We start from the raw sequence: 18,472 nt of genomic DNA on the forward strand, positions 1-18,472 counted from the left end.
AGGCCGCGAACGCGATGGGAATGCCTCCCAGCCAGGTGATCAGCGCAATCGTCGTGGCAAGGCCGCCGAGCAGGAGCAGTGTGAACCACGGCTCCTTGTCCCGGACCAGGTAGTGCGCGAGGAAGCCATAGCCCATGCCGCTGAAGAGCGCGTAAGGGATTAGCAGCAGCCAGAGGAGCTTCGGTTTCATCGGCTGTTGGGTGGTGTGTGCGCAGCCATCGTTGGGGCATGCACCGGTTGCTTCAGACGGACCAACTGATAGCCGCCGTAAAAATCGACGATGAGTTCGACGCCATCCCCGGCAAGCGCCACCTGCACCCCCCGGCCGCCGGGCAGCAGACCGATGATTCTGCCGCCGGCTCCGGCATGCGGGCCGAACTGCACCTTCACACGATCTCCCAGTTTGAAACGCGTCAGACGGTCGGCGAGGAAGACCACCAGCCAGAGAACGACCGCCACCGTGAGCACCCCGAATCGCACGGGCCAGCTTCCCACCATGACCACGCTGACGGCCGCCAACGCCACCGCCGCCAGCAGGAGTTCCAGATACGCGCTATTCACAAAGCCCGCCTCGGTTCTGCGTGTGGTTTTCATGAGGCTGATGCGTGAAATGGCGGGTAGGATTGAGGGTGTTTTACCATCCCTGGCTGCCAGCAGGCAAGCCCATTGACGCCGTCCATTGACGCCGTCGAAGCAAAAGTACACCCCCAGATGACGCAGCCGCAAAGTGCCCCCACTTGAACTCGAAGTGACTCACACAGCCGGGAAACGGGGTCAGGCAACTGCTTGATAGAATAGCATGACCCGAGTGCTCCCGATGATTGGTCAGCCAGTTGCACCCTGACCACGTTCCATGCAAGCGAGCGAGTGTGGTCAAGAAATCAACCCCGCCAATTCAGCAAGCGGCGCCAACTCGAAGCAATCCACGGAATCCAACTTGGTGCATCAAACCGCCAGAATGAGGTCGTTTACTGAGGTCTGAGCGTTGCCTGCCCGGCGCGGTCTTGATGAACATCCGCCCAAAGCACCAGAGCATGCCCAGGAAGGCCCCCATGACAAAGTGTGCCGCGTCGGCGAAGAAGATTTTGCGCTCGCCGCGCCCGGCCTGCGCGAGTCTGGGCAGCATCTCCTGCTGGTGAAAATCGAAGTGGAGCTGGGCGTCGCACTTGCCGGGAATGGCGGCGGCCTTGCGGTACTTCATGCCCAGTTTGTGCAGGGTTCGCCGCGCCTGGCTTTCACTCAGGCGGACCCAGGCTATACCCAACGTCACCATGATTTGTGAATCTTTACTGCGGAGTACTGGAGTCGTGGAGTGCTGGAATGCAGAACTCCATCACTCCATCACTCCAAAGGCCCGGAACTCCCAAATCTTGATGACGCGAGGTATATCAAGAATCGACTGCTGCCCCTGTCTTGCGAAGGCTGATGGCGGCAGGTCGGCGGCGTGAACTCCGTGTGGCCTGCCCAAAGTCGAAACCACGCTGCGCAGGCTACCGCATCGACTCCGGCCTGCGGCAGGCGGAGCACCTGATCTGCGCGAGAGTGCTCATGGGTGATCAACCGCTGCGGTTCATCTGCCTCGATTGAGCCAGCGGCAACTCTGAATGCGCTGCCTGCCGTCCACGGCGTTCACTTCCGTCAGGATTTGTTCCTTCGCCAGCCAAGGCCAGGCCATCTCGACGTAGTGCGTCTGCCCTGCTGCCACCGTCAGCACATTGTGTGAACGGCGTGACGTGAACAATGCTTTGGTCGGCGCACCTGTGACCAGGGCGCTGAGGCTGTTGGAGTAAAAGGCGCCAATCACCGCTCCTGGCGTCACCCGGGCACGTGTCGCCACGCTGTACTCGCCGGGCTCAGCCAGCCAGGAGAAAAAACGCCCCTGCCGCATGTTCTGCGTCAGCAGATGGTCATTGACGTAGATTTTGAATTCCATGCCGTTGCTGGCATCATTGAAGAGAGCTTTGCGCCAGTAGATCAACACCACGCCCTTGTCGGCTGTGGGATTCAGCCGCCCGCTGCGATTCGCCGCAGAGTAGCTGGGTGCCATGCAACTGGAGCAGATGATGGCGCAGAGCACGGCAATAAGACGCAGGTGGCAGGTCAGGTTCATGCAGGGGGAGATTTCGGGGTGGCAGCCGCGTAGGCATCGCTGCATGCACGGCATTTGGCAAATGCGCTGATGTCATGTTTTCCACATTGCGTGTCGGCGGCCACATGAAAGGGTCAGCAGTCGATTTGTGGTGGTCATCAATCCGTGACTTATCGCCGGGAGAGGAGGGCGGGAAGTGGGTAGCTTGGGCTCAATGTCTCGCCCATCCTGCAAGGATGCGCAGCTTGCTCCCACCCGTTCCCAGCATTCTGCACCGCGAGAGATGCGAGAGACGCAAGAGTTCTGATTTTTGATGCTGAACCTCTCGCGCGTCGCTCTGATCTCTTGCGGTGTGAAACCCTTCGGCTGCCGGAGGTTTGGGCTGCAACAGCCGATGCGGATGAGGTGGCCGAAAAAACGCTGGTGGCAACAGCTCAGACGTCCGCCCCCTCACCGCTTTTCCCACAGCAACGCCAGGAACAGCGGAAACTCCTTCCGCGCCCGGTTCTCGGCACGCGCACGTGGTCCCGGCTGACTTTCCTTGTGCGAATACCATTCATCGAGGCCTGCAAGCCGCAACCCCGCGCTGAAGCCAGTGCCGGTGAGCGTTTGCTGGCTGCGATGAAAGGAGGTGGTGCTTATAACAGCCGATCAAGCAACTTGCGCATGTCCGTCAATGACGGATGATGGCGAGTGCGTCTGACTTTTCGAGAAACCAGCGTCTTCACCCGCCAGATCACCGAACTGATCTCGGACGATGAACTCAGCGCTTTGGAGTGGGCCTTGATGGCCAACCCTGAGCGCGGCGATCTCATCCGAGGCTCCGGTGGTCTGCGGAAGATTCGTTGGGCTGGTTCTGGCAGGGGCAAACGCGGCGGCCTGCGTGTGATCTACTACTGGCATGTGCCAGGCAGTGTCATTCTCTTCCTGCTTGCCTATCCAAAGAACGAACAAGCCGACCTCACCACCGATCAGATCAAGCTCTTGAAAACCCTCGTCCAAAACGAATTCCCATGAACGATCAACTCTTCCAGCAACTCGTCTCCAGCATCAAGGAGGGCGGCTCGATCCTGCGTGGCAAAAAGAAAGCCTCCCGCCAGCGCACCCACCAGTGGCCGGACGCACAAGCCGTGCGCGAGAAACTGGGCCTGACGCAGAGTCAGTTCGCCGGACTGATCGGCATCAGCATCCGCACCCTGCAAAACTGGGAACAAGGCCACCGCCGTCCCGAAGGCACCGCCCGCGCCCTGCTACGCATCGCCGAGCAGCATCCGCAGGCCGTGCTGGAGGCCTTGCATGCAGTCTGAAAACTGATCTGTGCGCTGCCGGGAAGAAATGCGGTGAGATTAGTTTGCCGAAAACAACACCTGTGATTGCAACACTCCACAAATCCAGCATTCCTGGATCCGACTCGTATCCAGTGGGGGCTGAGATCATCAGCGCTGAATTAGCCGACGCACCACACGCCGCAGAGCTTGAGCTACGATTTAGGGAAGCCGCTCAGCCATGCAAGCCCATAGGATCTTCCGGCTTGTATGTGGTGCTTGATCTTGAATACACGAACCGTCCGCCATCTGTTTCATCGCCTAGTGATAGCTCAATGTCCTGGTGGTATGGCGAACATTGGAAGCTGACTGTTTATGCTGTTCCCCGTCAGCAAAAGTCCACCGTGCGGCAACTCCTGTCATCAGAGGGCTTCCGCAAGTTACACGCCTGGCTTGCAGTCCCACGACCTCCCATTTGGTATTCAGGAAGCAAGCGAATCGAGATCATCTTCGACGAACGCGCTGCGAGTTTAAGTTATCACCAGCACGAATCGCGTTAAAGCTGCCAGCGTTGAGGGTGTTTGCGTTACACCAAGTCACACCTCACCGCTTTTCCCACAGCAACGCCAGGAACAGCGGAAACTCCTTCCGCGCCCGGTTCTCGGCACGCGCACGCGGTCCAGGCTGACTTTCTTTGTGGGAATACCATTCTTCGATGCCGGCGAGCCGCAGTCCAGCGCTGAAGCCGGTGGCAGTGAGGGTTTGCAGGCTGCGATGAAAGGAGGTGGTGCTCTCGCTGTCGGCTTTGCCGGGGTGCATGATGATGGGGATGCTCAAGGTGCTGCTGTAGGCGTCCGTGCGGCGGTATTGAATCTTCGTCGCTTCATCATTCCCCCAGCTCGACTGCCGGGGGATGCGGAAGGCGGGATGATTCACCACCCAGAGCATGCGCCCGCCGGGTTTGAGCACCTGCGCGGCGGCGGCGCTGACGACATCGAGATGCTCCATGTTCTGCACGCATAGAATGGCCGAGGCGGCATCGAACTCGCCGAGGTCGGTGATTTGCGCGGCATCACGCGCCAGATAACGCACCGGTGGCTTCACTGGATAGGTGCGCGCCTTTTGAATCAAGGTCGGCGCGGCATCGACGCCGGTGACCTGGCAGCCCGCCTGCGCCAGCGCCCGGCAGAACACGCCCTGCCCGCAGCCGAGATCGAGCACGCGCTCGCCACGCTGCGGTGCGAGCAGCTTGAGCGCACCGGGAATGACCACGGCCTGATACAGCTCCGAGCCGCGCTCACCGATGATGCGGTCATACCAGTCCGCCGATTTTTCCCACGACGTGCCATGCTCACGAGGAGCTTGCGAGGGACGTGGGCGAAACGGACGGCGTGGCGGCGGCGGCATGGTGCATGATGAAGCAGGACACCGCGATTGCCAGCGGCTCCGCACAAACTCCTTACTTTCATCTTCCCATTCATGTGGCGTTGTGACAGCCTCACCGCCGCCCCATGTCCTCCCCCACCCTCTCCCGTTTTGTTCCCGGTCTGATCCTTGGCGCGCTGAGTCTCCTCAGCGCGTTTCTGCTGTTCCAAGTGCAGCCGATCATCAGCAAGTTCATCCTGCCGTGGTTCGGCGGCAGTCCGGGCGTGTGGACGACGTGCATGCTGTTCTTCCAGATCGTCCTGTTTGCCGGTTATGCGTATGCGCATGCGCTGACGCTGCTGCCAAGGCGCTGGCAGGGCATTTTGCACGGCCTGCTGCTCGGCGCGGCCATCGCGCTGCTGCCCATCGCCCCGAGTGAAGCATGGAAGCCGACCGGCACCGAAGATCCCGCGCTGCGCATCCTGCTGCTGCTCGCAGTGAGCGTGGGCCTGCCGTATTTCGTGCTCTCCAGCACCAGTCCGCTCGTGCAGGTGTGGTTCACGCGTGCCAGCGGCGGTGGCAGCCCGTGGCGGCTGTATGCGCTGTCGAACATCGGCTCGCTGGCGGCACTGCTGAGCTATCCGCTGTTTTTTGAAGTGCGCTGGGATGTGCTGGAGCAGACCACGCTATGGGCCGTGGGATTTGGTGCCTTTGTGCTACTGTCCTTGTCGGGGGTGTGGATGGACCGCCATCACGCCATCGCTGCCGAATCGAAACCTGCGGAAACCATCGACACCGCCGCCGATCATCCCGGCTGGCTGCGGCGCATTCTCTGGGTGCTGCTGCCCGCGCTGGCAAGCTGCGTGCTGCTCTCTGCCACGAACCATGTCTGCCAGGATGTGGCCGTGGTGCCGTTCCTGTGGGTGGCGCCGCTGAGCCTGTACCTGCTCACGTTCATCATCTGCTTCGAGCATGAGCGCTGGTATGCCCGCGTGTCAGTGCTCTGGGCGCTGCCCGCGCTGCTGCTCCTGTTCGTCACCTGCACCGAAGACCGTCTGCAAAAACAGCCCTTCTGGAGCGTCTTCGAAAACACGCTGCACCAGCAGGTGGAGCCGTGGCTGGAGAAGCTGACTGGCATGGAGTTCAATTTCAGCAGCATCGACCTGACACCGAATTACATCTGGGAACTCGGCTGGGCCTTCGGCGCGATGTTCTTCGCCTGCATGCTCTGCCATGGCGAACTCACGCGGCTCAAGCCCGCGCCACGCCGCCTCACGGAGTTTTATCTCCTCATGTCCGCCGGCGGCGCGCTGGGCGGCTTGTTCGTCAGCCTCGGTGCGCCGCATTTTTTCACCACCTTCGCCGAATGGCCGATCAGTCTCATCGTGGTGTTCGCGCTCGCCGGCATCGTGCTGCTGCGCTCGGTCTGGCAGGTGAAGCAGAAGATCTGGGAATGGCTGCTCATGATTCTGCTGGCCGCAGTCGTCATCTTCAAAGGCTGGGCGATCTTCAAACTGGGTGTCGTCTCACAAAAAATGCTCGAGGAGAAGCTTTCGTTGAACGCCGTCGTGCCCATGTGGGTGCTGTGGACGATTATTGGCGTCATCGCCGCCTGCATTCTCCTGCTGATGTTCCGTACCATCCGCTTTGGCCGTTTTCGCATCGCGTTCATCTCGATGGTGCTGCTGGGTGCCTCATTCACCTTCGGCATCCTCATGATGTGCGATCTCGGCTTCAAGCGAGAGCCGAAGCTCGAACGCGTGCGCAACTTTTACGGCATGCTCTCCGTCACCGAGGACTACGACAGCGGCCTGGACATGAAATACCGCCAGCTCAGCAACGGCGGCATCATCCACGGCATGCAGAATTTTGGTGTCGCCCTGCGTGAAGAACCCACCACCTACTACGGCCATCATACCGGCATCGGCAAGGCGCTGGACAGCCTCAAAGACCGTAACGACGCCCGCGTCGGCGTCGTCGGCATGGGCGCTGGCACCGTCTCGTGCTACGCCAAAAGCGGCCACACCTTCCGCTTCTACGACATCAACCCCGCAGTGGCGCACATCGCCAAGCAACACTTCACCTACCTCGCCGATGCCGAAACGCGTGGTGCCAAAGTGGAGATCGTCATCGCCGATGCCCGCCTTGCTCTCGAACGCGAACTCACCAAGCCGCAAAACTTCGATGTGCTGCTGCTCGACGCCTTCAGTGGCGACTCCGTGCCCGTGCATCTGCTCACCCGCGAGGCCTTCGCCATTTACCAGCGCCACATGAAGCCCGACGGCATCATCGCCGTGCATGTGACGAACTCCTACCTCGTCCTCGCCCCCGTCATCGAAAAAATCGCCGCCGACGCCGGTTTCAAAACCACCCGCATCGCCACCGAGGCCGAAGGCGACCACGATTCGACCGACTACGTGCTTCTCACCCAGAACGAAGTCTTCCTCAAGGCCACTCCCACCAGCCTGTTGGGCAACGAGATCGAACTCAAGCATGACATCCGCCTCTGGACTGACCGCTATCACAATCTCCTGCAAATCCTCGACATCCCGCAGAACACAAAAAAGGACAGCGAATGATGCTTTCCTACGTGGGGGCAAGAAAGCAGATTTGCGAACTGACGCGAACACGCCAAACTCGCGCGACTCGCCATGATCACGCTCGACCCCGTCCCCACGCCGCAGCAGCTTTTCCGCTGGCTGGACAGCGGACGCATCACCCGTGAGGAATTCCGCACCGCCATGGCCGTGCATGCCAACGAGATCATCCAGGAGATGAAGCAGGCGCATGCGAACCCGCTCGTCGCCAAGTTCAACGAACTCATGAACCGCCGTGAGGCCTGGAAGTGGTCACGCAAGCACGGCGAGGCGCTCATCCGCGAAATCCTCTGCGTCCTCATGGATGAGGAGCGCTTCGCGCCCGCACGCTGGCTGTGGAATGCCGCGCATCCGCACATCCCGCTGAACTGCTTCTTCCGCACCCGTGGCACGCCCATGCTGCGCTTCCTCGAAATGACCGTGCGCCCACAAATCGTCACCATCCTCATCGAACACGGCGGCAGCGAAACCCTCGCCCCCACCCGCGAGCAGTTCACCCTCCGTCGCAATCGCCAGACAAGACTGATGGTCGAACGCCGCGATCTCATGTAACTCATTCGACATTCGTCATTCTGGTTTCGTCATTCCTCCATGCCCCCTCCCCCCAAAAACTCCCTCGGCCTGCTCGGTCTGACGATCTTCACCATCGTCTCGCTCGCGCTTGGTGCGTACTACCGCTTACCCTTGCTGAGCGAACGGCCCATGCACACCGACGAGGCTATTCTGGCGATGAAGTCCGCCGATTTTCAACGCACCGGCCACTTCCAATACGACCCCAAGGATTTCCACGGCCCAGGCCTGCATGACGTCACTCTCGTCTGGTCCAAGCTCGCCGGCTGGGGCGATTCCTCGATCTGGACCGAAGCTCAACTCCGCACCGTGACAGTAATCTGCGGCTTGCTGCTGCTGCTCTCCACGCTGCTGCTGCGCGATGCCCTGGGCCGCTTCGGCACCGGTCTTGCGATGCTGCTCATCTCCATCTCACCGATGATGGTCTATTACTCGCGCTACTTCATCATGGAGGTGCCGTTTGTGCTGTTCATCACGCTCACCCTCGCCGCGCTGTGGCGTTACTCGCAAAGCGGTGGCCGCTGGTGGCTCGTGCTCGCCGGTTTCACCCTCGGCATGCAGCATGCGACGAAAGAAACCTTCATCATCAATGTCTTCGCCGCCCTCGTCGGCTTCGCCGTCGCCAAGACCATGCTCGGCAACTTCTCCCCGCGTCGCAACAACTTCGAGATCGGCCCCTCCCGCGGTCGCTCGGCCAGACCCTGGCTGTGGGTCATTGCGATCGCCGTTTTGACCAGCGTGGCGATTTACTCCGGCGGTTTCAAAGACTGGCAGGCCGTGATGGACAGCGCCACCACCTACCTCAATTACTTTGAGCGCTCTGGCGGCAGCGGCCATGAGAAACCCTGGCACTACTACCTCACGCTCATCTTCTGGCGCAAAGACGGCCTCATCTGGAGCGAGGCCATGATCGGCGGCCTCGGCCTTGTCGGCATCGCGCATGCCTTCATCGGCAACCACATGAAGAACCCCACGCGACAGGTGTTCCTCGTCTTCCTCGCGGTGTACACCGTTGTCCTGTTCGCGATCTACTCCTTCCTCGCCTACAAAACACCGTGGTCCATCCTCAGCGCGCAGCACGCGCTCACCTTGCTCGCCGGTGTGGGTGCCGCCGCCGTCGCTGAATCACTCACCGGCAAATTCTCGCGTCTCGTCTTCAAGATCGCTTTCGGTTTTGGCCTGTATCACCTCATCGCGCAGACCAACATCGCCATCCATCTCTACGCCGCCGATTCACGCAACCCTTACGTCTATTCGCACACCTCCAGCAATCTGCTGAGCCTCCTGCCCAAAGTGCGCGAACTGCAAAAAATCGCCCCTGACGACAGCTTCAACGTCCTTGTCATCAATCGCGACGCCGGCTGGCCGCTGCCATGGTACTGGCGTGACATCAAGAGCGTCAACTACTCGACCGCCATCCCCGACACCATCGACGCCCGCGTCATCATCGCCGAACTCGACATGCAGCCTGCGCTTGAAACCAAGTTTGCCGGCAAGACCTACACCATGCAGGGCCCCTTCGGCCTGCGCCCCGGCGTCATGCTCAACCTGTGGGTCGAGCAATCCCTGTGGGATCGCTTCACCCTGCGCAAACAGCAGGAAGCTACCGCCCCGTGAGCGACACCGCCCCCCAGCACCATCGCTTCACCTGCAACGCGATGGCCACCACCTTCGACGTGATCATCAATCACGCCGATGCGGATGAAACCTATGCTTCTCAGGCCGCGCAGGCCGTGTTTCAAGAAATCGCCCGTCTCGAAGACGAACTCAGCCGCTTCCGCGCCAGCAGCGACATCTACCGCCTCGGCCAGCTCAAAGCAGGTGAAAGCATCCTCGTCGGCATGGCTGCATGGGACTGCCTCTCGCTCGCCAAAGCCATGCATCAGGAAACCAACGGTGCCTTCGACATCACTATCGGCCCGCTCATGAGTCTGTTCATCACTTCCGAAGGCGAACCACGGCAGGTCAGCAAAGAAGTGCTCGATCAAGCCCGTCAGATCATCGGCAGCCATCGCTTCGATCTCGATGAAGACACCATGCGCGTCACCGTCCATGCCTCCAACATGATCTTCGACCTCGGAGCCATGGGCAAAGGCTACGCCCTCGATCAATCCGCCGATGTCCTGCAAGACTGGAAGATCCAAAACTTCGTCCTCAACGCCGGCGACAGCACCATCCTCGCCATCGGCACTCCCGCAGGCAAAGACGCCTGGCAACTCACCCTCGGTGATGGAGTCAAAAAAATCGCCCTCACCAACCGCGCCCTTAGTGGCTCCGGCTTCGCCGTCAAAGGTGCCCACATCATGAACCCGCGCCTCTTCGCACCCGTCCCCATCCGCCCCCAACGCAGCTACGCCCTCGCCCCCACCGCCGCCCTTTCTGATGCGCTATCGACTGCCTTCATGGTCATGGAGAAAGACGAGATCACCGCGCTATGCCAGCGCTACGAAGGTGTCGAAGCCCTCGAACTCGCGATGTAGCCATGCTCGCCAGAGCATGGTCAGCGCTCACCTGAGCGTCTTCGATCCCGGAGGGATCACTTCCACTCCCGCAGCATCCCATGCGCTTCACGGTTCCTCGGCGCCAGCGCCAGCGAATCGAGCAGATGCCGTTTCGCCTTCGTCGCGTCCTTCTCACGCAAAAGCTGCGCCAGTTTGAAATGCGTCTGCGCCCCACCACTCGGATCGAGCACCAGCACGCGCTCATAAGCCGCAATCGCCTCTTCATGCTCGTTCAAAGCCGCACACGCCTCCGCCAGCGCCTGCTGCGGCGTGCGCAGGAACGGATTCAAGGCCGTGGCACGCTGCGCATTCGACTTCACCTCGACCCAGCGTTTCTTCGGCACATCCAGCTCAATCAGACGCAGGAAGGTGCTCTGCGCGCTCGATGACTTGGCCGCGATCTGACGCAGCACGGCGATCTCTTCATCCGTGCGCTTCAACTGACGCAGCGCCATGGCTTTGAGTTCGTAGCCGCTTTCACCGCTGACATCCTCGGGAAGCAATTGAATGAGGATGTCCGCGGTTCTGATGACCTCCGGCCAGTTTTTTTGCGAAAGCATGTCCTGCGCAAACTTGCGGATGGCCGGAAGGTTCCGCGGATTCTTTTTGAGATACGCGGCGAACGAATCGTCATCGAAGGGATTCAGATCTTCAGGCTTGGGCTCCTCCCAGTCCGCCAGAGCGCCGAAGCTGCGTGCCTTCGCCGTGATGAACTTCGTGAATCCAGCCTCGATCTCGTCCAACTCGCCGGCATTCGCCTTGATCGCGTCATTGATGCGCTTCCCCGCCGCCAGATCGTTCAGCAGGCCCTGAAACTTCTCTTTGCCGAACGTTGCGAGCAGATACTCCACCACCTGGCTCGACTCATAATACGCAAACATGAGATGATCCTGCGTCTCGGCGTTCATAAAAGCACCGCTGAGCTGCGAGACCGGCGTCAATGTCTCCTCATCGAGCACCATCTCGCGAAACTTCGCATCCATCGGCATGCCCCATGCGGGATCACGCTGGCGCTCCTCATAAACACTGATGCCTTCGCTCAACCAGCGCGGCATGCGATTCTTCGTCACCGTCAGCGTGATGACATGGCAGAACTCATGCCACAGCGTGCTCTCCCAGTTGTTGCGGCCATGCGCGAGGCTGCCAGGGCTGTTCATCGTCACCACCGTGCCAAAGCACACTCCCAGCATCCCCTGCCCGCCCAGCGCACCGAACGTGCGGATCGCAAAATCCTGCTGCGCGCCAAAAAACTCCACCAGCACCGGACGCTTCAGGTCGAGGCCGTATTTGGCACACAGCACCGTTTTGGCGTCCCTCAGCAGGGTCAGCGCACGCTCGCCATAGATCGGCCAGTCGCGTTTCGGCATCTTCAAGGTGAAATCCTCGAACGATTTCGTGACGTAGCCGTTCATCTCCTTTTCGAGCAGCCCCAAGTTGTGCGCCTGGATGTTGTAGCCGTCCTCCTTGCGAATCTTCTCAGCCAGCTTCCACGCTTCGCCTTCTTCGCCGAGACGCAGCAAATCGTGACAGAGCTGCATCTTCGCTGGCAGGTAATTCGGCTCAAACTCCAGCGCCTTGCGCTGATGTGAGGCGCTTTCGGCAAAGCGATAGGCCCGCGAGAAACAACGGCCGATGATGTTATCGACCTCAGGGTTCTTGTCCCAGCGTTTCAACGCCTCCGAGCGTGCTGCATCGACCTTTTTGGCATCCGCTTGGAACAGATGCGCGATCACCGCACGCAACGACCACGCCACGGGATGATGCTCGTCCACATCGAGCACCAGTTGGATCGCCGCTTCAGCTTCAACGAATTTTTCGCCCCCGAGGAGCAGTTCCGCGCGCAGCAGATGCGCCGCCGCGTGATGCGGATTGAGTTCGAGCGCTTTCTTCAAGCTTTCGACCGCCTTCTCGCGATCACTCGTGCCAAACGCCTTCGCCAGCCCAAAGCGCAGATGCGCCGTCTCGCCGTGCGCCTTCAATCCGGCACGGAACACATCCGCCGCCCGTTTCGCATCATCCTTGTCGAGCGCCAGATGCCCTTCCGCGAGATATGCCGCCTCCAGCTTCGCATCCTTCGTCTGCGCGACCTTGAAATACTGCGCGATGACCTTCTGCGCATCTGCACCGAGCACCAGCGCCGCACGCCCGAGCGCCACCGACTCCATCGCCGTGCGATCCTTCGCCGGTTTCGTCCGCGCCACCTCATTCAGCTTCTTCAATGCCTCCGCCGCGATGTCCGCCTTGCCCAGCATCCTCGCCAGATCATGCCGCAGCATCAGCAGTTCAAAGTGGTCCGGGAAAAACACCAGCGCCTTGGCGGTTTCATCCAACGCCGTGTCGATCTGCCCCAGTTCGATGAGCGCCTTAAAGCGCAGGATACGCCAGTCCGGTGCCTTCAACCCCTTCTCCACCGCCGCTTCGCCGATGCGCGCCACGAGTTCGTAGTCTCCCCGCGACAGCAACTCCCCCACCGGCCCGAGATTGCGCTCCTCAAAGATTTTTTCGAGATCAATCTGCTGCGCCTGGGCAGCAGCCATCATCAGGACCAAAAAGAGGGCGAGAAGCGAACGCATGAAATCAAATCGTGGGAAAACGAACGCTTCTCGCACGACTTGTAGCCGCGTTCGCCAGAACACGGTGGGACGGGTGTTTACGGAGCGCCAGTCCAAGCTCTGGCGAGCTTGGCTACAATCTTAACCAAACAGGCTCGTGATCGGCTGGCCTTTGTCGGTAACCGTGAAGGGGCGCTTACTGCTGCTGTAGAGCACGAGGTCGAGCGGCAGACCGAGGGCGAAGGCGATGGTGGCGTTGAAGTCGGGCGGGGTGATCTTGTTTTCGGTGACTTCGATGCCTTTGTCGGTCTTGCCATAGACCTGACCACCGGCGATGCCGCCGCCCCAGAGGACGGAGCTGAAGGCTTTCGGATAGTGGTCGCGGCCGTCGTTCTGATTGATCTTCGGTGTGCGACCGAATTCGGAGGTGAGGACGACGAGTGTGTCATCGAGCAGGCCACGGCGGTCGAGATCGGCAAGGAGGGTGCCGAGGGCTTTGTCGAGGTCGGCGGCGCGTTCAGGGAGGCGTGCGTAGATGTCTTGATGCATGTCCCAGCCACCAAGGGTTACTTCAACGAACTTCACGCCGTGCTCGATGAGGCGACGTGCGAGGAGGCAGCCTTGGGAGAAGGAGCCTTCGCCATACGCGGCATGCGTTTCAGCGGATTCTTTGCTGAGGTCGAAGGCGGTGAGATCCTCGCTCTTCATGACCTTGATGGCGTCTTTATAGACCTCGGCGTAGGCTTTGACGCCGTTGTAGTTGTAGGCTTGGCGAAAGCCTTGATCGAGCTTGGCGGAGAGGCCGAGGCGGTAGTCGAAGTCGCTCTCGCTGAGGCTGGCGGGCCGGTGGCTGTTTTGCAGGCCTTTGGCGGGATCGTTGAGGATGAGCGGCTGGAATGCAGCCTCGAAGAATCCACCACCGGCGTGTTTGCTGTCGCCAGTGATAATGACGGAGCCGGGGAGGTCGGTGTTGCCCTTGCCTTGGAATTTTTGCAGCCAAGCGCCCATCGTGGGATGCCGTGTGGCACCGCGCATGGTGTAGCTGGTGTGCTGGAAGTAGTTCCCCTGCGCATGGGCACCCTGCGTGGAGGAGAGCGAATTGATGATGGCACCGCGATGCATCATCTTGGCGGTTTCAGGCAGGTACTCGCTGACCTGCACGCCGTCGGCTGAGGTCTTGATGGCCTTGGTGCTGCCCATGGTATCCGCTCCCGGCACGACACCGAAGGTATCCAGATGCGTCATGCCGCCGGACATGTACAAATAGATCACGCGCTTGGCCGTGGCGGCCTGTTTGAGCTTGGAAGCGCCTTCAAACGGCGCGGCAAAGCCACGCGGCGCGAGAGCACTCATGACAGAAACGCCGAGACAGGTCTTGGCGATGTTTTTGGCGAAGTCGCGGCGGCTTTGGTCGTCAGCGGTGTGGAGCAGCGTTTTCATGGTGGGTGGCGGGGTGGGGTGGTTCTATAAGTCGAATAGGTCCTATATGACCTATGTTATTGCACAAAGAGGAACTGTGATCCGGTGATCAGCGCATGCGTGACATCCGCCACGGCTTTGTCACCGCGCTCTTGGATGACGCCGTTCAGCACGCCTTGCTCATTCGCGGTGGGCTGGCGGCCGAGGAGGGCGAGGTAGAGGGTGTTGATCTTCTTGGCGGGTGAATCGGCCTTAGCGAGGTCTTGATTGAGCTTGGAGGCGGGGCTGCTGAGGATCTCGGCGACAGGGCCGTTGAGCATCGTGAGCGCTTGTGGCACGGAGGCGTCTTCAGAGGCGTTTTGGATCTGTTCGCGGTCGCTTTGGCCGAAGGTGCGCAGGAAGGTGCCGGGGCGGGCGGGGCTGGGCTGTTCGGAGGCGCGGGTGGCGAGGTTGATGTCTTTGCCACCACTGGTTTTGCCATCTTTGCGATTGAAGCTCTTCATGAACTCGCGGCGCTGCTCCTTGGTCATGCTGGCGAGCTGTTTGGGATCAATCTGCGGACGCTTGGTTTTTTCCGGTTGCTTGGCGTTGTAGCCTTGGCGGAGGTCGGCGGCACGCTCTTCGCCAACGAGGCCGATGAGGAAGTCGCGCTCGGTTTCTTTGCGGAGCTGCTGGGCTTGGCGGGCGAGGTCTTTGGCTTGCGCTGCGGTGTCCCCACCTTTGTCTTTGATGGCGGCCATCTGCGCTTTCATCTCGTCGAGCTTCTTCTGATTGGCGGCCAGCTTGTCAGCGTTGGCTTTGGCGATCTGGACCAGGCCTTCAGGCCCTTTCTCTTTGATCGTGCTGAGGAACATCGAGAGATCGTCGAGATACTGGTGCAGGCGGGTATTTTCTGCATCGACGCTGTCATCGACGTTGCCTTTGTCCAAGGTGACGAAGGAGTCCCACACCTGCTCGGCGCTCATGCGGCGAAGGATGGGGCCGGTGAAGTGGTAGGCCTCGCCGAGTTGCACTTCCTGCGTGGTGGCGGCGCGCTGGTAGGTGTCCGTGTTGTACAGCACGCGGAGGAAGGATTTGAGCGAGTATTTTTGCTCGACCATCAGCTCACTGAGGTAATCCATGAGCGCGGGATTGCTGGCGACGGTGCTGTCGGTCAGTTCATCGACGGGTTCGATCAAACCGATGCCAAAGGCCTTCTTCCACATGCGATTGGCGATGACGGTGGTGAAGCGCGGGTTCTGCGGATTCGTCATCCAATTGGCGAAGGACTGGATCGTGGTCTGGCCGGGCTTCAGTTCGGCCTCGTGGCCGAACATGGCCTTCGCGGCGACCTTTTCGCCGGGCTTGGCGTCCTTGTACTGGTAATCATGCGGCAGCGTGGGCAGCTTGCCTTCCTGCCACTCGGCGCTGGTGTAGCGCAGGGGCTTCATCACGTCCTGCATGGCCTGTTTGACCTTCTGCATGTCTTCTTTGTTGGTGCCGGACTCCAGCTTTTTGCGCTCGGCCTGCATCTTGTCGCGGTAGGCTTTCTGGTCCTGCTTGCTCATGGCCTGGATGGTTTTTTTGTCCAGCTCCGGCCTGCTGCTGCCCTTGATGTTGAAGCCGTTGCCCTTGGTGTCCATGCCGTTGGTGAAGGCGGCCATGTGGTAGTAGTCCATCTGCGTCCATTTATCGAAGGGATGGTTGTGGCACTGCGCGCAGACGATGTTGGTACCGAGGAAGACCTGCACGGTGTAGGCGAGGTGGTCGAGCTTGTTCTCGTCCCGCTGCCAGAAGCCAATGCTGCCGCTGTCCCACACGCCACCGTCGGTGGTGAGCAGGTTCTTCACGAACTGATCATACGGCGTGTTGGCCTTGAGCTGCTTCTTGAGCCACTCTTCATACGCCTCAGCCGTGAGGCGGCCTTTGACGTTGTCGGAGAGGCGCAGGATGTCCGCCCAGTAGTTGAACATGTGGCTGGTATAGCCATCGGAGGCCAGCAGCGCGTCGATCAGCTTCGCGCGCTTCTGCGGATCATTCGACTCCTTGTAAGCGGTGGCTTCCTCAATGGTAGGGATGCGGCCCGCGATGTCGAGATAGAGGCGGCGGACGAGCACATCATCGCTAGCGGGCGCGTTGGGCTTCACACCGGCCTTTCCCCAGCCTTGGGCGAGGAGTTGGTCGATCTTCTGGCTCTCCGGCAGCATGGCAGCCGAGAGCGAGGCAGTGGTGAGTGTGAGGCAGGCAAAGAGAAGGCGGGGGGCGTTCATGAAGCCTGTAACGCAAGGGATGCACCGCTCTTACCGAAATATTTGCACGCGCCGGAAGACGGGGAGACTATGAGACTATGAGAGGAGGAGCGCTACGCACGGCTATCCCGCTCTTGCCAGCGAAGGTTCACTCTGGCAGCATGCTGCCGATGGCTGCGGAGAGTCAATTGAGTCACCCTACAAGCGACGCGCACGAGGCGCTGCCGCAGACTACTGCCGTGGATCACGCGGGCTGGGAGAGCTGGCTGCACCAGTTGGTTCAATACAAGATCGAGCACGGGCACTGCTTCGTGCCGCTGCGCTGCCGGGAGCATCCGCGTCTGGGAGCGTGGCTGGCAGAGCAGAGCGAGCTGTTTCACAAGGGCAGGCTTGACTCTGAGCAGCAGCGGGCGCTGGAGGCGCTGGGGTTTGAGTGGGACTTCCATGCTGATGAGCGCAGCGCGCGGCGCTCCGCTGACCGGCGCTGGGAGGAGCAGTTTGCCCAATTGCTGGCCTTCAAGGCCGAGCACGGTCACTGCGAGGTGCCGACCCGCTGGAAGCGCAACCCCTCCCTGGCCAATTGGGTCATCAACCTGCGCTGTGCCAACTGCCACAACCGCGTGCCCCCGGAGCGCAAGGAGCGTCTGGACCAGGCTGGCTTTCTCTGGAGGAGCAGCAAGCCCCACTTCAACGCAGGCTGGGAGGCACGCTTCGCCGAGTTGGTGGCCTTCCAGCAGCAGCACGGCCACCTGCGCGTCACCCTCAAGAGTGAGATCTCCCCCGGCCTCATGCATTGGCGGGACAATCAGCGCATCAACCTGCACAACGGCACTCTCACTCCCGTGCGCAAGGCGCGGCTCGACGCCATCGGCTTCGAGTGGGTGTGCCCCACACGCCCGCCCGTGAGCAAGGAGGTATATAATGAGGAGCGCTGGGAAGCCATGTTCGCCCAGCTCGCGGCCTACCAAGCGGAGCACGGTCACTGCCAGGTGCCTCCCTCCTACCCGGCATGCCCAGGGCTGGGCAAATGGGTGATCAGGCAGCGGCGCAAACGCAAAGGCCCCCTCAAAGACGAGGCCGCCCTGCTCCCGGAGCGCATCGCACGCCTGGAGGCTCTGGGCTTCGTCTGGAAAGCCTCCCAACAGCCCAATGCCGTAGGCTGGGAGCGGCGCTTCGCCGAGCTGGTGGCCTTCCAGCAGCGCCACGGCCACCTGCGTGTCACCCTCAAGAGCGAGACCTCCCCAGGCCTCATGAACTGGCGGGACAACCAGCGCGTCAATCTCCGCAAAGGCACGCTCTCCCCCGCGCGCAAGGCGCGGCTCGACGCCATCGGCTTCGAGTGGGTGTGCCCCGCGCGCCCGCCTGTCAGCAAGGAGGAATACAACGAGCAGATCTGGGAGACCAGGTTCACCCAGCTCTGCGCCTTCAAGCAGGCCCACGGTCACTGTCAGGTGCCCGCTGCCTGGGCGGCCAACCCCGACCTTGGCAAGTGGGTGATGCGTCAGCGACTCAAACACAAAGGTGCCTACAAGGACGAGCCGCCCCTGCGCCCAGACCGCGCTGCGCGCCTGGAGGCCATCGGCTTCGTCTGGAAGTCCGCCAAGCTCCACTACTCGAAGGGTTGGGAGGGACGCTTGGCCGAGCTAGTGGCCTTCAAGGAACAGTACGGCCATCTCCATGTCACCAAGACCAATCAAACCAGCCCCGGCCTCATGCACTGGCGGGACAACCAGCGCATCAGGCTCCAGCAGGGCGTGATGCCACCCGAGCAAAAAGCCCGCCTCGACGCCCTCGGCTTCGAATGGCCGAGCCCTGGCCACCGCGTGAGGCGGAAGACGGGGTGACGATGAGACGATGAGACGATGAGACGATGAGAGGAGGAGCGC

15 protein-coding genes and 1 pseudogene are annotated in these 18,472 nt (G+C 60.9%); 7 read left to right on the forward strand and 9 right to left on the reverse strand.

The genetic code is table 11. The features are described from left to right. The 5 genes and pseudogenes from ACKVY0_RS06045 to ACKVY0_RS06065 form a co-directional block, all read right to left on the reverse strand. Positions 1-190, reverse strand: a 190-nt coding sequence (locus ACKVY0_RS06045) for a hypothetical protein (protein ID WP_409213894.1), incomplete at its 3' end; no start/stop codon positions are given. Then, complete coding sequence (locus tag ACKVY0_RS06050; RefSeq protein WP_409213895.1) at positions 187-594, reverse strand: hypothetical protein; 408 nt, start codon at positions 592-594, stop codon at positions 187-189. The genes ACKVY0_RS06050 and ACKVY0_RS06045, both read right to left, overlap by 4 nt. A gap of 301 nt (positions 595-895) precedes the next feature. Continuing rightward, positions 896-1,201, reverse strand: a complete 306-nt coding sequence (locus ACKVY0_RS06055; RefSeq protein WP_409213896.1) for a hypothetical protein — start codon at positions 1,199-1,201, stop codon at positions 896-898. A 369-nt stretch (positions 1,202-1,570) separates the two neighbouring features. Next, the gene (locus ACKVY0_RS06060; protein WP_409213897.1) at positions 1,571-2,110 is read right to left on the reverse strand and encodes a hypothetical protein; all 540 of its coding nucleotides are present in this window, start codon (positions 2,108-2,110) and stop codon (positions 1,571-1,573) included. A 429-nt stretch (positions 2,111-2,539) separates the two neighbouring features. Next, positions 2,540-2,647: pseudogene (locus tag ACKVY0_RS06065) on the reverse strand (SAM-dependent methyltransferase); the annotation flags it as partial. A gap of 135 nt (positions 2,648-2,782) precedes the next feature. Between ACKVY0_RS06065 and ACKVY0_RS06070 the strand changes: the two are divergent. Together ACKVY0_RS06070 and ACKVY0_RS06075 are read left to right on the forward strand one after the other, a co-directional pair. Next, a complete protein-coding gene (locus tag ACKVY0_RS06070) occupies positions 2,783-3,106 on the forward strand; it encodes a type II toxin-antitoxin system RelE/ParE family toxin (protein ID WP_409213898.1) in 324 nt (107 codons plus the stop codon). Next, positions 3,103-3,396 carry a helix-turn-helix domain-containing protein gene (locus ACKVY0_RS06075; RefSeq protein WP_409213899.1) on the forward strand — a complete coding sequence of 98 codons (294 nt, stop codon included), beginning with the start codon at positions 3,103-3,105 and terminating at the stop codon, positions 3,394-3,396. The genes ACKVY0_RS06070 and ACKVY0_RS06075 overlap by 4 nt, the downstream gene beginning before the upstream one ends. Before the next feature lie 561 nt (positions 3,397-3,957). On the opposite strand, the gene ACKVY0_RS06080 is transcribed toward ACKVY0_RS06075, so the two are convergent. After that, positions 3,958-4,761: a class I SAM-dependent methyltransferase gene (locus tag ACKVY0_RS06080; protein WP_409213900.1), complete on the reverse strand. Its 804-nt coding sequence runs from the start codon at positions 4,759-4,761 to the stop codon at positions 3,958-3,960. A gap of 104 nt (positions 4,762-4,865) precedes the next feature. Here ACKVY0_RS06080 and ACKVY0_RS06085 point away from each other — a divergent pair, with 104 nt between their 5' ends. The 4 genes from ACKVY0_RS06085 (at position 4,866) to ACKVY0_RS06100 (ending at position 10,366) form a co-directional block, all read left to right on the forward strand. Beyond that, positions 4,866-7,298, forward strand: coding sequence for a spermidine synthase (locus ACKVY0_RS06085; protein WP_409213901.1), 2,433 nt, complete (start codon positions 4,866-4,868; stop codon positions 7,296-7,298). A gap of 72 nt (positions 7,299-7,370) precedes the next feature. Continuing rightward, positions 7,371-7,868, forward strand: coding sequence for a hypothetical protein (locus tag ACKVY0_RS06090; RefSeq protein WP_409213902.1), 498 nt, complete (start codon positions 7,371-7,373; stop codon positions 7,866-7,868). Between the two features lie 39 nt (positions 7,869-7,907). Beyond that, on the forward strand, positions 7,908-9,503 hold the full coding sequence (locus ACKVY0_RS06095; protein WP_409213903.1) for a flippase activity-associated protein Agl23: 1,596 nt from the start codon (positions 7,908-7,910) through the stop codon (positions 9,501-9,503). Next, entirely contained in the window at positions 9,500-10,366 is an 867-nt protein-coding gene (locus ACKVY0_RS06100; protein WP_409213904.1) for an FAD:protein FMN transferase, read from the forward strand. Before ACKVY0_RS06095 ends, ACKVY0_RS06100 begins: the two co-directional genes overlap by 4 nt. A 56-nt stretch (positions 10,367-10,422) precedes the next feature. Here the strand turns inward: ACKVY0_RS06100 and ACKVY0_RS06105 are convergent, their stop codons facing one another. The 3 genes from ACKVY0_RS06105 to ACKVY0_RS06115 form a co-directional block, all read right to left on the reverse strand. Then, positions 10,423-12,960 (reverse strand): peptidase MA family metallohydrolase, encoded by a 2,538-nt coding sequence (locus tag ACKVY0_RS06105; protein ID WP_409213905.1) that lies wholly within the window; start codon positions 12,958-12,960, stop codon positions 10,423-10,425. A gap of 120 nt (positions 12,961-13,080) precedes the next feature. Further along, the gene (locus ACKVY0_RS06110; RefSeq protein WP_409213906.1) at positions 13,081-14,379 is read right to left on the reverse strand and encodes a DUF1501 domain-containing protein; all 1,299 of its coding nucleotides are present in this window, start codon (positions 14,377-14,379) and stop codon (positions 13,081-13,083) included. Between the two features lie 56 nt (positions 14,380-14,435). Then, on the reverse strand, positions 14,436-16,607 hold the full coding sequence (locus ACKVY0_RS06115) for a DUF1549 domain-containing protein (RefSeq protein ID WP_409213907.1): 2,172 nt from the start codon (positions 16,605-16,607) through the stop codon (positions 14,436-14,438). 113 nt (positions 16,608-16,720) lie between these two features. Between ACKVY0_RS06115 and ACKVY0_RS06120 the strand changes: the two genes are divergently transcribed. Then, positions 16,721-18,430 carry a helicase associated domain-containing protein gene (locus tag ACKVY0_RS06120; RefSeq protein WP_409213908.1) on the forward strand — a complete coding sequence of 570 codons (1,710 nt, stop codon included), beginning with the start codon at positions 16,721-16,723 and terminating at the stop codon, positions 18,428-18,430. Positions 18,431-18,472 lie beyond the last annotated feature (42 nt).

Source organism: Prosthecobacter sp. (assembly GCF_046154365.1).
In the GTDB taxonomy this organism is placed as follows: domain Bacteria; phylum Verrucomicrobiota; class Verrucomicrobiia; order Verrucomicrobiales; family Verrucomicrobiaceae; genus Prosthecobacter.

Coding starts and splice junctions, on each gene's coding strand:
- ACKVY0_RS06050 (WP_409213895.1), bottom strand. CDS start 594: ATGAAAACCACACGCAGAACCGAGGCGGGCTTTGTGAATAGCGCGTAT.
- ACKVY0_RS06055 (WP_409213896.1), bottom strand. CDS start 1,201: ATGAAGTACCGCAAGGCCGCCGCCATTCCCGGCAAGTGCGACGCCCAG.
- ACKVY0_RS06060 (WP_409213897.1), bottom strand. CDS start 2,110: ATGAACCTGACCTGCCACCTGCGTCTTATTGCCGTGCTCTGCGCCATC.
- ACKVY0_RS06075 (WP_409213899.1), top strand. CDS start 3,103: ATGAACGATCAACTCTTCCAGCAACTCGTCTCCAGCATCAAGGAGGGC.
- ACKVY0_RS06080 (WP_409213900.1), bottom strand. CDS start 4,761: ATGCCGCCGCCGCCACGCCGTCCGTTTCGCCCACGTCCCTCGCAAGCT.
- ACKVY0_RS06085 (WP_409213901.1), top strand. CDS start 4,866: ATGTCCTCCCCCACCCTCTCCCGTTTTGTTCCCGGTCTGATCCTTGGC.
- ACKVY0_RS06090 (WP_409213902.1), top strand. CDS start 7,371: ATGATCACGCTCGACCCCGTCCCCACGCCGCAGCAGCTTTTCCGCTGG.
- ACKVY0_RS06095 (WP_409213903.1), top strand. CDS start 7,908: ATGCCCCCTCCCCCCAAAAACTCCCTCGGCCTGCTCGGTCTGACGATC.
- ACKVY0_RS06105 (WP_409213905.1), bottom strand. CDS start 12,960: ATGCGTTCGCTTCTCGCCCTCTTTTTGGTCCTGATGATGGCTGCTGCC.
- ACKVY0_RS06110 (WP_409213906.1), bottom strand. CDS start 14,379: ATGAAAACGCTGCTCCACACCGCTGACGACCAAAGCCGCCGCGACTTC.
- ACKVY0_RS06115 (WP_409213907.1), bottom strand. CDS start 16,607: ATGAACGCCCCCCGCCTTCTCTTTGCCTGCCTCACACTCACCACTGCC.